This window comes from Klebsiella sp. A52, assembly GCF_018388785.1.
Taxonomy (GTDB): domain Bacteria; phylum Pseudomonadota; class Gammaproteobacteria; order Enterobacterales; family Enterobacteriaceae; genus Klebsiella; species Klebsiella aerogenes.
The window spans coordinates 5,028,978-5,041,654 of record NZ_CP074437.1 but is presented as its reverse complement, the minus strand read 5'-3'; the positions used below and the strand labels follow the sequence as shown (position 1 = coordinate 5,041,654).

Sequence of the window (12,677 nt, the reverse complement as noted above, 5' to 3'; positions counted from 1 at the left end):
GGTTCAGGAGGAGAGAAGAGATATGAATATATCCGCTCAGGTGATTGACACTATCGTGGAATGGATTGATGACAATCTGCATCAACCGCTGCGAATTGATGATATTGCGCGCCATGCCGGGTATTCGAAATGGCATCTGCAACGGCTGTTTTTACAGTACAAAGGGGAAAGTCTCGGGCGCTACATTCGCGAGCGTAAACTGCTGCTGGCGGCGCGCGACCTGCGAGATACCGACCAGCGGGTTTATGATATCTGCCTGAAATACGGCTTTGATTCGCAGCAAACCTTCACCCGTATCTTTACCCGGACCTTCAATCAGCCGCCGGGCGCGTATCGCAAAGAGAACCACAGCCGTGCGCACTGAGCGCCGGCCGCATACCAGTCCGCCTTTATCGGCGGGCTTTTTTTCTCTCTTACTGCTTAATCTGCCAGTGAGAACCAGCGGCGCCATACCCAGCGTAATACCAGGTACTCGACGACTCCCAGCGCTAAGAACCACAGGCAGAAGATCAAGGTATAGAGCTGGTTGAGATCCATCAGGTGGAAGGATGTGACTAGCTTTTGCGCCAGCGTCAGGCCGAGCGAGGGCGCCGGCAATAGCAAGCAAGAAATCAGGGCTAACAGCAAAATGCCGGCGGCGGATAATAGCGTTTCCAGCGGGTGTTTCATTATGATGTTAATCGTCAGTTAAAAAACATATTGTCCGGTAAAAAGTCCGTTAACGCAATATGCTTTATCCGCTGATTAATTTACGTCATTCATATTATTTCTAATACTATTAATTAAAACCCCCTGTTAATTTATTGAGTAATATTTGTGATTAAGTTAATTGCATCGTGATGTAAATTACCGTCATTTATTACCCCAGCATTTTTACAAAAGTATAAGTACTATATCCCACAATTGTGGCGATAATGATTGCCAGTACGACATACAGCGCCAGACGGCGTCCACGGTAGATTCCAAACATGTTTTACCTCGTTTAGAAATGGTTTAGAAATACTCTGTAATATTTGTTTTTAGAACCAACTTACCATGTATTTTTAAATTTGCGAGTAAATAAATGTTGTGGCTGGATAATTTGATCTTGCTCGCAAAACGCATTAATTCATTGGCCAGAAATGATTTCAGGCTTTCCGATTCACGGAATTTAAAAGGAAACTTTATTTTGACCAGCATGATTAATCCCCACAACATCACGCCCTCGGGCGACGTCGCGCCGCAGCAGGCTTATCAGCAAACAGTCGAGGCGGTACTGGCGCAAAAAAAGAGCCATGCCGACGGTCTCAGCACCGCTGAAGCCGCCGGTCGCCTGAAATCATACGGCCCTAACGCGCTGCCGGAAAAGAAAGGCAAACCGGCATGGCTGCGTTTTCTCGCCCACTTCAACGATGTCCTGATTTACGTCCTGCTGGCCGCTGCCGCGCTCACCGCGGTGATGGGCCACTGGGTCGATACTCTGGTTATTCTCGGCGTTACCGTCATTAATGCGTTGATCGGTCATATTCAGGAGAGCAATGCCGAAAAATCGCTGCAGGGGATCCGCAACATGCTCTCCAGCGATGCCCGCGTGCTGCGCAACGGCAAGCATGAAACCATCCCCACTCGTGACCTTGTGCCGGGCGATATTGTTATTTTGCGCGCCGGCGACCGCGTTCCGGCGGATCTGCGCCTGATTGAAAGCCACAATCTACGGGTCGAAGAGGCGATCCTCACCGGCGAGTCGACGGTGGTGGATAAAACCACCGTGACGCTACAGGGCGAACTGCCGTTGGGCGACCGCACCAATATGGTCTTCTCCGGCACCACTATCAGCGCCGGCAGCGGCGTCGGTGTGGTTACCGCTACCGGTCAAGAGACCGAGCTAGGCCACATCAATCAGATGATGGCGGCTATTGAAAAGCACCGTACTCCGCTGCTGGTGCAGATGGATAAACTGGGGAAAGCGATTTTTGTCATCATCCTCGCGATGATGGTGGCGCTGTTCTTCTTCAGCCTCGCGCTGCGCGATATCCCGCTGGGCGAGCTGCTGCTGTCGCTGATTAGCCTCGCGGTGGCGGCGGTACCGGAAGGACTGCCGGCGATTATCTCGATTATCCTGTCGCTCGGCGTACAGACGATGGCGCGTAAGCGGGCGATTATCCGCAAGCTGCCGACGGTTGAAACGCTTGGCGCGATGACCGTGGTGTGTTCGGATAAGACCGGCACCCTGACCATGAACGAGATGACGGTGAAAGCGATCATCACCGCCGACTGCTGCTACCGCGTTGAAGGCGACAGCTATGAGCCGCAGGGGCGCATTTTCCAGGAGGGCAGCGACGAGCCGGTGGTGGTCCAGCCGGGCAGCGTGCTGGAAACCTACCTGCGCACCATCGATCTGTGCAATGACAGCCAGATCGTTCAGGACGAACGTGGCCTGTGGAGCATCACCGGCGGCCCGACCGAAGGGGCGCTGAAGGTATTAGCGGCGAAAGCCCAGTTAGCGCCGGTCGTCACCCGGCTGGTGGCGAAAATTCCGTTCGACTCGCAGTACAAATACATGGCCACCCATCAGCAGATTGGCGATGAGGAGCGGGTACTGATTACCGGCGCGCCGGATGTCATCTTCGCCCTGTGCGGCCAGCAGATGAGCAAGCAGGGGCCAATGCCGTTTGACCGTCAGTACTGGGAAGACGAAATGGCGCGCTTTGCCCGCCAGGGGTTACGGATGGTTGCCGCCGCCTGCAAACCGGCAGCCGTCGGCAGCGCCGCGTTGACCCACGATGACCTGAGGGAAGGGCTGGTGTTCCTCGGCATCGCCGGAATGATGGATCCGCCGCGTCCGGAGGCGATTGACGCGATCCACGCCTGCCAGACCGCCGGGATCCGCGTGAAGATGATCACCGGCGACCACCCGCAGACGGCGATGAGCATCGGTCAGATGCTGGGGATCGCCAACAGCCGCCAGGCGATGACCGGCTATCAGCTTGAGCATATGGATGATGCCGAGCTGGCGAAGGCGGCGGTGGAGTTTGATATTTTCGCCCGTACCAGTCCGGAGCATAAGCTGCGTCTGGTAAAGGCGCTGCAGGATAGCGGCGAAGTGGTCGGCATGACCGGTGACGGCGTTAACGACGCCCCGGCGCTGCGCCAGGCCGACGTGGGCATCGCCATGGGCATTAAAGGGACCGAGGTGACCAAAGAGGCCGCCGATATGGTGCTCACCGACGACAACTTCGCCACCATCGCCAGTTCGGTGAAGGAGGGGCGTCGCGTCTACGACAACTTGAAAAAGACCATCCTGTTCATCATGCCGACCAACCTCGCGCAGGGGCTGTTGATCATCATCGCGCTGCTGGCGGGCAATATTATTCCGCTGACGCCGGTGCTGATTTTGTGGATGAACATGGCGACCTCGGCCACGCTCTCCTTCGGCCTGGCCTTTGAAGCCGCCGAGCGCAACGTGATGAACCGTCCACCGCGTAAGACCGGCCAGCACGTGATGGATGGGTTCGCCGTCTGGCGCGTCGCTTTTGTCGGTTCGATGATTGCCGTCGCCGCTTTTATTCTCGAAGCCTGGCTGGCGCCGCGCGGCCACAGCGCCGAGTTCATCCGCACCGTGCTGCTGCAGATGCTGGTGACCGCGCAGTGGGTCTATATGATTAACTGCCGCAGCAGCGACAGTTTCTCCCTGAACAAAGGGTTGCTGCGCAACAAAGGCATCTGGCTGGTGACCGGCGTCCTGTTGCTGATGCAGCTGGTCATCATCTATGTACCGTTGATGCAGAACATGTTCGGCACTGAGGCGCTGCCGCTGCGCTACTGGTTCGTGACCCTGGTGATTGGTGTGGCTATGTTCCTGGTGGTTGAAATTGAGAAGCGGCTGACCCGCCGTTTCCGTAAAGCTGCCTGATCCCCTCCGGCGCCCCTTCAGGATTGAGCGGGCGCCATTTTCCTTTAGCCTGGTTTTTTGATTTCCACCGCGATCATGGTGACGAACGGATGGTACTGCCACGGTATGCTGCCGCCCTTTTGATACATTTTTGAGATGGTGCCGTCGAGGTAGAGCATCTGGCGCACGTGGAGTTTGGACTGCGCGTAACAGGCGAAATCGTAGAAATTGGTTTCACGCTCGCTAAGCATAAATACCACCCGTCCCTGCTTATCAATGCCGACGCCGTTGCGCAGTTTGCGCGAGCTGGCGGAGGGCTTCAGCCGCCAGTTGATGGCGCCGTTTTCAATCAGCATTGGCCCGGACTGCACGGCGTAGGTTATCTCTGGCGATGGCTTAAAGTTGTTGATAGGCGTTATTCCCGCCCGCTGGCCCTTCAGCCAGAATACGCCGCCGGGGCGGATGAAAAAGTTGCCGCCGCCGGAGGCGCGGTTGAGCGGCTTTAGCAGCTCGCCGTTTTCGATATACAAGCCCAGCGGTTCGTAGGCCTTATCGTATATCCCGCCGTTCATCGCCATCTGGACGCGGTCGTCTTTATTGATATCCGCAAGCAGCGAGCGTAGCGATCCCCAGGCTTTGCCATTTTGCTTTTGCCAGTACATCACGATGCGCTCCTGCTGCGGATTAACCGTATAGCTTTGCAAGGTCAGCGTGGGGTCGGTGAGCGTACAGGCAGCATGGGTAAAGGCAGTGAAGGGAAGAAGTGCAAGAGGGAGCAGGCGGCGTAATAACATGAACAATCCTTTTGAATATCCTGCGCCGAGTATACCCGTTTCGCTTCCTTATGCCGCCCAAATCTCGCAATGCTTTTGTACCAAGCCGATCAGCGAACCGCCGTTGGCGATGAATTCGCGCATCTGCTGCGCTTCGCTGATGGGGGACCTGGCCTGGCGCACAACCGATTCCAGCGCCGCGCTGGCGTGCACCTTATGGGCAAAGGGCGCCAGTCTGTCGGCTAACTGTAGAATGTTCGCGCGGATGCTTTGTTGTTCTCCGGACCAGACATCGGTTATCACCCCGTCGAGGCCGTAACGACAGGCCTGATAGCGGTTGAAAGGGTAGAGGAGGTAATCCTCCGGCTGATGTTTAAACGGCCGTTCGCTTAACAGCCAACAGGCCAGCGTCTGGATAAATCCGGCGATATTCACCGCCTGGCCTATCGTCAGCGGCGTATCCATCACCCGCACCTCGACGGTACCGAACACCGGGCTCGGGCGAATATCCCAGTGCAGATCCTTCATGCTGTCGATCATGCTGGTGTAGCTCAGGCGGCGGAATAAACGCTGAAAGGCCTGCCAGTTCTCTACCCACGGCATCGGCCCGTTATCGGGATAGGAAGAGAAACGGTTCAGACGCGAACAGGCAAAGCGGCTGTCGGTGCTGTCGAACCACGGCGAGGCGGCGTTGAGGGCAATAAAGTGCGGTACAAAGCGTGACAGCCCGTGCAGCAAATAGATGGCGTCATCGCCGTTCTGACAGCCGACGTGAACGTGCTGGCCAAATACCGTCGCCTGCTTTGCCAGATAGCCGAAGTGCTCGACGGTTTTCACATAGCGCGGATTATCGCTGATTTGCTGGCGCTGCCAGGCGTGGAAAGGGTGCGATCCGCCGCCGCAGATCTGCAGGTGGTGACGGAGAGCGGCGCGCTGTACCGCCTGATGGATGGCGCCGAGCTGTGCGGTGGCGTGGCTAATATCGCGACAGATGCCGGTGGCTATCTCCAGCATGCTTTCGGTGATGTCGTGTTTAGCCTCTCCCGTCGTTAGTTCACTTTGCACATCGGCAATCAGCGTGGAGGCATCCTGGCTGAGGTCGTATCCCGGCGGGTTGACGACCTGTAGCTCCAGCTCAATACCAAGCGTAAAAGGCGCTGAGACGTGAAAATCGGGTAGCGTCATCGTCTTTCTCCTGTCCCCGCTTAAACTGCAAGTATAGGTGAAGCGCAGAGAGTGCGGGCGGGATGAGAAAACCCCGGTGGCGCTGTCGCTTACCGGGGCTACAACGTTGTGCGATTTGGTAGCCCGGATGAGCGTAGCGCAATCCGGGGAGGGCGTATCGCTGACACCGGTGCTGGCGGCTTCAAAATCCCCGGTGGCGCTGTCGCTTACCGGGGCTACAGCGCTATGCGATTTGGTAGCCAGGATGAGCGTAGCGCAATCCGGGAGGCCGGGTGGCATATCGCTGACACCGGTGCTGGCGGCTTCAAAATCCCCGGTGGCGCTGTCGCTTACCGGGGCTACAGCGCTATGCGATTTGGTAGCCAGGATGAGCGTAGCGCAATCCGGGAGGCCGGGTGGCATATCGCTGACACCGGTGCTGGCGGCTTCAAAATCCCCGGTGGCGCTGTCGCTTACCGGGGCTACAGAGTTGTGCTATTTGGTAGCCCGGATGAGCGTAGCGCAATCCGGGAAGGCCGGGTGGCGTATCGCTGACACCGGTGCTGGCGGCTTCAAAATCCCCGGTGGCGCTGTCGCTTACCGGGGCTACAACGTTGTGCGGTTTGGTAGCCCGGATGAGCGTAGCGCAATCCGGGGAGGGCGAGTGGCGTATCGCTGACACCGGTGCTGGCGGCTTCAAAATCCCCGGTGGCGCTGTCGCTTACCGGGGCTACAACGTTGTGCGATTTGGTAGCCCGGATGAGCGTAGCGCAATCCGGGGAGGGCGAGTGGCGTATCGCTGACACCGGTGCTGGCGGCTTCAAAATCCCCGGTGGCGCTGTCGCTTACCGGGGCTACAACGTTGTGCGATTTGGTAGCCCGGATGAGCGTAGCGCAATCCGGGGACCTGCTCGTTTAGCGGCGAACCGGCGCGTCGCCGGCGACATAGTAGGCCGCGGTGCTGCGCGGTAACGGCTGACGCCCGCGAATGGCATCGGCCATCTTCTCGCCAATCATGATCGTGGTGGCGTTCAGGTTGCCGGTAATTATCTGCGGCATAATCGACGCATCGACCACCCGTAACCCTTCCAGACCGTGGACGCGGCCTTCTCCGTCGACCACCGCCATGTCGTCGTACCCCATCTTACAGGTGCCGCACGGGTGGAACGCGGTTTCGGCGTGATTACGCACAAACTCATCTAACTCCGCATCGCTCTGGCACTCAACGCCAGGACTGATTTCGCGCCCGCGATACTTATCCAGCGCCGGCTGGTTCATGATTTCGCGGGTAATACGGATGGCGTCGCGGAACTCCTGCCAGTCCTGTTCGCTCGACATATAGTTAAACAGGATTGCCGGATGGGCATGCGGGTCGCGCGATTTCAGGCGCACATGGCCGCGGCTTGGTGAACGCATCGAGCCAACGTGGCACTGGAAACCATGCTCTTTAACGGCATTAGAACCATTGTAATTAATCGCCACCGGCAGGAAGTGGTACTGAATATTTGGCCAGGCGAATTCCTCGCGGCTGCGGATAAATCCACCCGCTTCGAATTGATTGCTGGCGCCGATCCCGGTGCAGCCGAACAGCCATTCCGCGCCGATTTTCGGCTGGTTCCACCACTGTAGCGCCGGATACAGCGACACTGGCTCTTTGCACTCGTACTGCAGATACATCTCAAGATGATCCTGCAGATTTTCACCCACGCCGGGCAGGGCGTGGACCAGCGGAATATCAAACTGGCGCAGTAGCTCCGGGTTGCCGACGCCGGAACGTTGCAGAATTTGCGGCGAGGCGATGGCGCCGGCGCACAGCAGCACTTCCTTATTGGCCGTCGCTTTTGACGGCGCGCTGCTATCGCCTTCCAGCCACTCGACGCCGACGGCGCGTTTGCCGTCAAAAATAATGTGATCGGTCATGGCGTGGGTGCGGATGGTCAGGTTCGCGCGGCTGCGGGCCTGATCGAGATAGCCGCGGGCGGTGCTGGCGCGACGCCCCTGCGGCGTCACGGTGCGATCCATCGGGCCAAACCCTTCCTGCTGATAACCGTTGAGATCGTCAGTGCGCGGATAGCCCGCCTGCACGCCGGCTTCCACCATCGCATGGAACAGCGGATTATTATTCTGTTTCGGCGTAGCGACGCTCACCGGGCCGTCGCCGCCGTGATAGTCGTTAGGGCCGATATCGCGGGTTTCCGCTTTTCGGTAATAGGGTAGGCAGTCGAGGTAGCTCCAGTGTTCCAGCCCCGGCGCGGCGGCCCAGTTATCAAGGTCCATGGCGTTGCCGCGGATATAACACATGCCGTTAATTAGCGAGGATCCGCCGAGACCTTTACCGCGTCCGCACTCCATGCGGCGGTGGTTCATATAGGGTTCCGGTTCGGTCTCATAGGCCCAGTTGTAGCGTTTGCCCTGCAGCGGGAAAGCCAGCGCGGCGGGCATCTGGGTGCGGAAATCAAAGCGGTAATCCGGACCGCCCGCTTCCAGCAGCAGGACGGTGGTGTTGGGATCTTCCGTTAAACGCGTCGCGAGGACGTTGCCGGCGGAGCCGGCGCCAATAATGATGTAGTCAAACTGCAAAAATGACCTCCTGGTTAAAATATGGATTGAAACTGACCCATCTCAACCTGGATGGATTTCACTTGGGTATAGCTCTGTAGCGTCATCACGCCATTTTCTCGGCCAATGCCGGAGTGCTTATAGCCGCCGACCGGCATTTCCGCCGGCGATTCGCCCCAGCTGTTGATCCAGCAAATGCCTGCTTCCAGCTGGTGGATGATGCGGTGAGCGCGGTTCAGATCCGGCGTGACGACGCCAGCGGCAAGGCCGTACTCGGTGGCGTTGGCGCGGCGAATCACTTCCGCTTCGTCGTCATAGCTGAGAATCGACATCACCGGTCCGAAGATCTCTTCGCGCACGATAGTCATGTCGTCGGTGCAGTCGGTGAAGACCGTCGGAGCGACCCATGCGCCATTATCGAAGCCTTCGCCTTTGAGCACATCGCCGCCGCACAGCAGGCGAGCGCCTTCGCTTTTGCCGCTCTCGATATAGCGCAGGACATTCTGGCGATGCGGGAAGCTGACCAGCGGGCCGAAGTTGGTATCGTCGGCAAACAGGTCTCCGGCGCGGATACGGCCTACGCGCTCGAGGATCTTGTGCTCAAATTCGGCTTTAAATTTCGCGGGCACAAACACGCGGGTGCCGTTGGTGCAGACCTGACCGGAGCTGTAGAAATTGGCCATCATGGCGATATCGGCGGCGAGGTCGAGGTTGGCATCTTCCGCGATAATCAGCGGTGATTTACCGCCCAGCTCCATGGTCACCTCTTTTAAAGAAGAGGCGGCGGAGTTGGCCATGACTTTTTTGCCGCTGGCGACACCGCCGGTGAAGGAGATTTTGGCGATGTCCGGATGCTCGGTCAGGTACTGGCCGGTTTCGGCGCCGATCCCCGGCAGGACGTTGAAGACCCCATCCGGCAGACCCGCTTCGCGGTAGATTTCCGCCAGCTTCAGCGCGGTGAGCGGAGTGACTTCGCTTGGTTTAAAGATCATCGCGTTACCGGCGGCCAGCGCCGGGGCCGATTTCCACAGCGCTATCTGGATCGGGTAGTTCCAGGCGCCGATACCGGCGACCACGCCAAGCGGTTCACGGCGGGTGTAGACAAAAGAACTGTCGCGCAGCGGGATCTGGCTGCCTTCCAGCGCCGGGATCAATCCGGCGTAGTACTCCAGTACATCGGCGCCGGTCACGATATCGACGGCGGCGGTTTCGCTCAGCGGTTTGCCGGTATCAAGCGTCTCCAGACGCGCCAGCTCATCGTTACGTTCGCGCAGAATATCAACCGCTTTACGCAGGATCCGCGAGCGCGCCATCGCGCTCATCGCCGCCCAGACTTTCTGCCCCTGTTGGGCGCTTTTTACCGCACGGTCGACGTCTTCACGCCCGGCGGCCTGGACGGTTGCCAGCACTTCCCCAGTGGCAGGGTTGATGGTCTCGAAAGTTTTACCGCTGGTGGCGGCGACAAACTTGCCGTGAATATAAAGCTGCTGTTCGGCCATTCGGGACATGGTTTCCTCCATTATTGCGAAGTCGGTGGCAGATACTGCCTGATGAAATGGTCCGCGAGCGCCTCAGCGCGGGCTTTGTCGAGCGGTTTACCGCTTAACGCCGCACGCAGCCACAGGCCATCGATCAGCGCCGCCAGGCCATAGCCCGCTTCCTGCGCCTGCTCGCGCGGCAGCTGGCGCTGAAACTCATAGACGATATTCGATAACAAACGCTTACTGCTGACCTGCTGCAGGCGGTAGAGCATCGGCTGGTGCATACTGCTGGCCCAGAAGGCAAGCCAGGCCTTCATCGCCGCGCCGCTTATCTGGCTGTCGTCGAAATTGCCGGCGACGATGGCCCGCAGACGCCGTTCAGCGCTGGCGCCGGGTAGCGCCCGCAGCCGCTGTAACACCGCATGACGTAGCTGGCCGGTGATGTCGCGCATCGTCGCCTCCAGCAGGCCGTTTTTGTCCTTGAAATAGTGGCTGATGATGCCCGTCGATACGCCCGCCCGGCGGGCGATCTGCGCGATGGTGGCGTCATGCATGCCGACCTCATTAATCGCCGCCAGCGTAGCGTCAATCAGCTGTCGCTGACGTATCGATTGCATCCCCAGTTTTGGCATTTCCTGGACTCCATTCATCAGATTTGTTTATCTATTAAAGCGGTTTTTGATTGGACGTTCAATATAAAATGTGTCTTAATTGTTACCGATTTGCTTTTTAATAGTTGCAATAAATGTAAGGAGAATGGATGACAGACCTTTCGCCGAGCAGAGAAAAGGACAAAATCAATCCGGTGGTTTTTTACACTTCCGCAGGACTGATTTTGTTGTTTTCCCTGATGACTATCTTCTTCAGCGATTTTTCCGCGGCCTGGATTGGCCGTACCCTGAACTGGGTTTCTAAAACCTTCGGCTGGTATTATTTACTCGCCGCCACGCTGTATATCGTGTTCGTCGTCTGTATTGCCTGTTCCCGCTTTGGCTCGGTGAAACTGGGGCCGGAGCACTCGAAGCCGGAGTTTAGCGTGCTGAGCTGGGCGGCGATGCTGTTTGCCGCCGGGATCGGCATCGACCTGATGTTCTTCTCGGTCGCCGAACCGGTCACGCAGTATATGCAGCCGCCGGAAGGGGCGGGGCAGACCATGGAAGCCGCCCGCCAGGCGATGGTGTGGACGCTATTCCACTACGGGCTCACCGGCTGGTCGATGTACGCCCTGATGGGAATGGCGCTGGGATACTTTAGCTATCGTTATAATTTGCCGCTTACCATCCGCTCCGCGCTCTATCCTATCTTCGGGAAAAAGATTAATGGCCCCATCGGCCACAGCGTCGATATCGCCGCGGTGATCGGTACGATTTTCGGTATCGCCACCACCCTCGGTATCGGCGTGGTGCAGCTCAATTATGGCCTGAGCGTGCTGTTCCATATTCCTGATTCATTGGGGGCAAAGGCGGCGCTGATTGTATTGTCGGTGATTATCGCCACCATTTCGGTGACCTCCGGCGTGGATAAGGGCATTCGTATCCTTTCCGAGCTCAACGTGGTACTGGCGCTGGGGCTGATCTTATTCATTCTGTTTATGGGCGATACCGAGTTCCTGCTCAATGCGCTGGTGTTGAACGTCGGGGATTACGTCAATCGCTTTATGGGAATGACGCTGAACAGCTTCGCCTTCGACCGCCCGGTGGAATGGATGAATAACTGGACGTTATTCTTCTGGGCCTGGTGGGTGGCATGGTCGCCGTTTGTCGGCTTGTTCCTGGCGCGTATTTCGCGCGGGCGCACCATTCGCCAGTTTGTGGTAGGTACGCTGATTATTCCGTTCACTTTCACCTTGCTGTGGCTGTCGGTATTCGGCAATAGCGCGCTGTATGAAATTATTCACGGCAATGCGGATTTTGCCGCCGAAGCCATCGCTCACCCGGAGCGCGGTTTCTATAACCTGCTGGCGCAGTATCCGGCGTTTACCTTTAGCGCCTCGGTCGCCACCATTACCGGCCTGCTGTTTTATGTCACCTCAGCGGACTCCGGCGCGCTGGTGCTCGGCAACTTCACTTCGAAGCTGAAGGATATTAATAGCGATGCGCCGAACTGGCTGCGCATCTTCTGGTCGGTGGTGATTGGCCTGTTGACCCTCGGTATGCTGATGACTAACGGCATCTCCGCCCTACAGAACGCGACGGTGATCATGGGGCTACCGTTCAGCTTTGTGATTTTCTTCGTGATGGCGGGGTTATATAAGTCATTGAAGGTGGAGGATTATCGCCGTGAAAGCGCTAACCGTGATACCGCGCCGCGCCCGCTTGGCGTGCAGGATCGTCTGAGCTGGAAAAAGCGCCTGTCACGCCTGATGAACTATCCCGGCACGCGCTATACCCGCCAGATGATGGAGACGGTATGCTTCCCGGCGATGGAAGAGGTGGCGCAGGAGCTGAAGCTGCGCGGCGCTTACGTTGAGCTGAAAAGCCTGCCGCCGGAAGAGGGTGATAACCTTGGTCACCTCGATCTGCTGGTGCATATGGGCGACGAACAGAACTTCGTCTACCAGATTTGGCCGCAGCAGTACTCGATTCCCGGTTTTACCTACCGGGCGCGCAGCGGCAAATCGACCTACTACCGTCTTGAGACTTTCCTGCTGGAAGGAAGCCAGGGTAACGACCTGATGGATTACAGCAAAGAGCAGGTGATCACCGATATTCTCGACCAGTACGAGCGGCACCTGAACTTTATTCATCTACACAGGGAAGCGCCGGGGAATAGCGTCACCTTCCCTGGAATGTAAACCCGCTTTTACCAGGGCGTCATGTAATAAATGAC

At 57.6% G+C, this 12,677-nt stretch carries 9 protein-coding genes; 3 read left to right on the top strand and 6 right to left on the bottom strand.

What is annotated here, in order from left to right:
- The first annotated feature begins 22 nt into the window (after nucleotides 1-22).
- Entirely contained in the window at nucleotides 23-364 is a 342-nt protein-coding gene (locus tag KGA69_RS23875) for a RamA family antibiotic efflux transcriptional regulator (RefSeq protein ID WP_015367806.1), read from the top strand.
- A gap of 56 nt (nucleotides 365-420) precedes the next feature.
- Here the strand turns inward: KGA69_RS23875 and KGA69_RS23870 are convergent, their stop codons facing one another.
- On the bottom strand, nucleotides 421-669 hold the full coding sequence (locus tag KGA69_RS23870) for a DUF1158 domain-containing protein (RefSeq protein ID WP_015704686.1): 249 nt from the start codon (nucleotides 667-669) through the stop codon (nucleotides 421-423).
- A 499-nt stretch (nucleotides 670-1,168) separates the two neighbouring features.
- Between KGA69_RS23870 and KGA69_RS23865 the strand changes: the two genes are divergently transcribed.
- Nucleotides 1,169-3,892, top strand: a complete 2,724-nt coding sequence (locus KGA69_RS23865; RefSeq protein ID WP_045393331.1) for a cation-transporting P-type ATPase — start codon at nucleotides 1,169-1,171, stop codon at nucleotides 3,890-3,892.
- A gap of 44 nt (nucleotides 3,893-3,936) precedes the next feature.
- Here KGA69_RS23865 and KGA69_RS23860 read toward each other — a convergent pair whose 3' ends face one another.
- From KGA69_RS23860 to betI, 5 genes are all read right to left on the bottom strand, one after another.
- Entirely contained in the window at nucleotides 3,937-4,665 is a 729-nt protein-coding gene (locus KGA69_RS23860; RefSeq protein WP_213292707.1) for a phosphodiester glycosidase family protein, read from the bottom strand.
- A gap of 48 nt (nucleotides 4,666-4,713) precedes the next feature.
- Complete coding sequence (locus KGA69_RS23855; protein ID WP_047049401.1) at nucleotides 4,714-5,829, bottom strand: YbdK family carboxylate-amine ligase; 1,116 nt, start codon at nucleotides 5,827-5,829, stop codon at nucleotides 4,714-4,716.
- 894 nt (nucleotides 5,830-6,723) lie between these two features.
- The gene (betA, locus tag KGA69_RS23850; protein ID WP_213292706.1) at nucleotides 6,724-8,388 is read right to left on the bottom strand and encodes a choline dehydrogenase; all 1,665 of its coding nucleotides are present in this window, start codon (nucleotides 8,386-8,388) and stop codon (nucleotides 6,724-6,726) included.
- Between the two features lie 14 nt (nucleotides 8,389-8,402).
- Nucleotides 8,403-9,875 carry a betaine-aldehyde dehydrogenase gene (gene betB, locus KGA69_RS23845; protein ID WP_042893339.1) on the bottom strand — a complete coding sequence of 491 codons (1,473 nt, stop codon included), beginning with the start codon at nucleotides 9,873-9,875 and terminating at the stop codon, nucleotides 8,403-8,405.
- Between the two features lie 11 nt (nucleotides 9,876-9,886).
- Nucleotides 9,887-10,480 carry a transcriptional regulator BetI gene (gene betI / locus KGA69_RS23840; protein ID WP_045392822.1) on the bottom strand — a complete coding sequence of 198 codons (594 nt, stop codon included), beginning with the start codon at nucleotides 10,478-10,480 and terminating at the stop codon, nucleotides 9,887-9,889.
- A gap of 128 nt (nucleotides 10,481-10,608) precedes the next feature.
- Between betI and betT the strand changes: the two genes are divergently transcribed.
- Nucleotides 10,609-12,642 carry a choline BCCT transporter BetT gene (gene betT / locus KGA69_RS23835; RefSeq protein ID WP_015704693.1) on the top strand — a complete coding sequence of 678 codons (2,034 nt, stop codon included), beginning with the start codon at nucleotides 10,609-10,611 and terminating at the stop codon, nucleotides 12,640-12,642.
- The last annotated feature ends 35 nt before the right edge of the window (nucleotides 12,643-12,677 follow it).

Excerpts from the sequence above, each read along its gene's own strand:
- KGA69_RS23875 (WP_015367806.1), top strand. The coding sequence starts at position 23 with ATGAATATATCCGCTCAGGTGATTGACACTATCGTGGAATGGATTGAT.
- KGA69_RS23870 (WP_015704686.1), bottom strand. The coding sequence starts at position 669 with ATGAAACACCCGCTGGAAACGCTATTATCCGCCGCCGGCATTTTGCTG.
- KGA69_RS23860 (WP_213292707.1), bottom strand. The coding sequence starts at position 4,665 with ATGTTATTACGCCGCCTGCTCCCTCTTGCACTTCTTCCCTTCACTGCC.
- KGA69_RS23855 (WP_047049401.1), bottom strand. The coding sequence starts at position 5,829 with ATGACGCTACCCGATTTTCACGTCTCAGCGCCTTTTACGCTTGGTATT.
- betB (WP_042893339.1), bottom strand. The coding sequence starts at position 9,875 with ATGTCCCGAATGGCCGAACAGCAGCTTTATATTCACGGCAAGTTTGTC.
- betI (WP_045392822.1), bottom strand. The coding sequence starts at position 10,480 with ATGCCAAAACTGGGGATGCAATCGATACGTCAGCGACAGCTGATTGAC.
- betT (WP_015704693.1), top strand. The coding sequence starts at position 10,609 with ATGACAGACCTTTCGCCGAGCAGAGAAAAGGACAAAATCAATCCGGTG.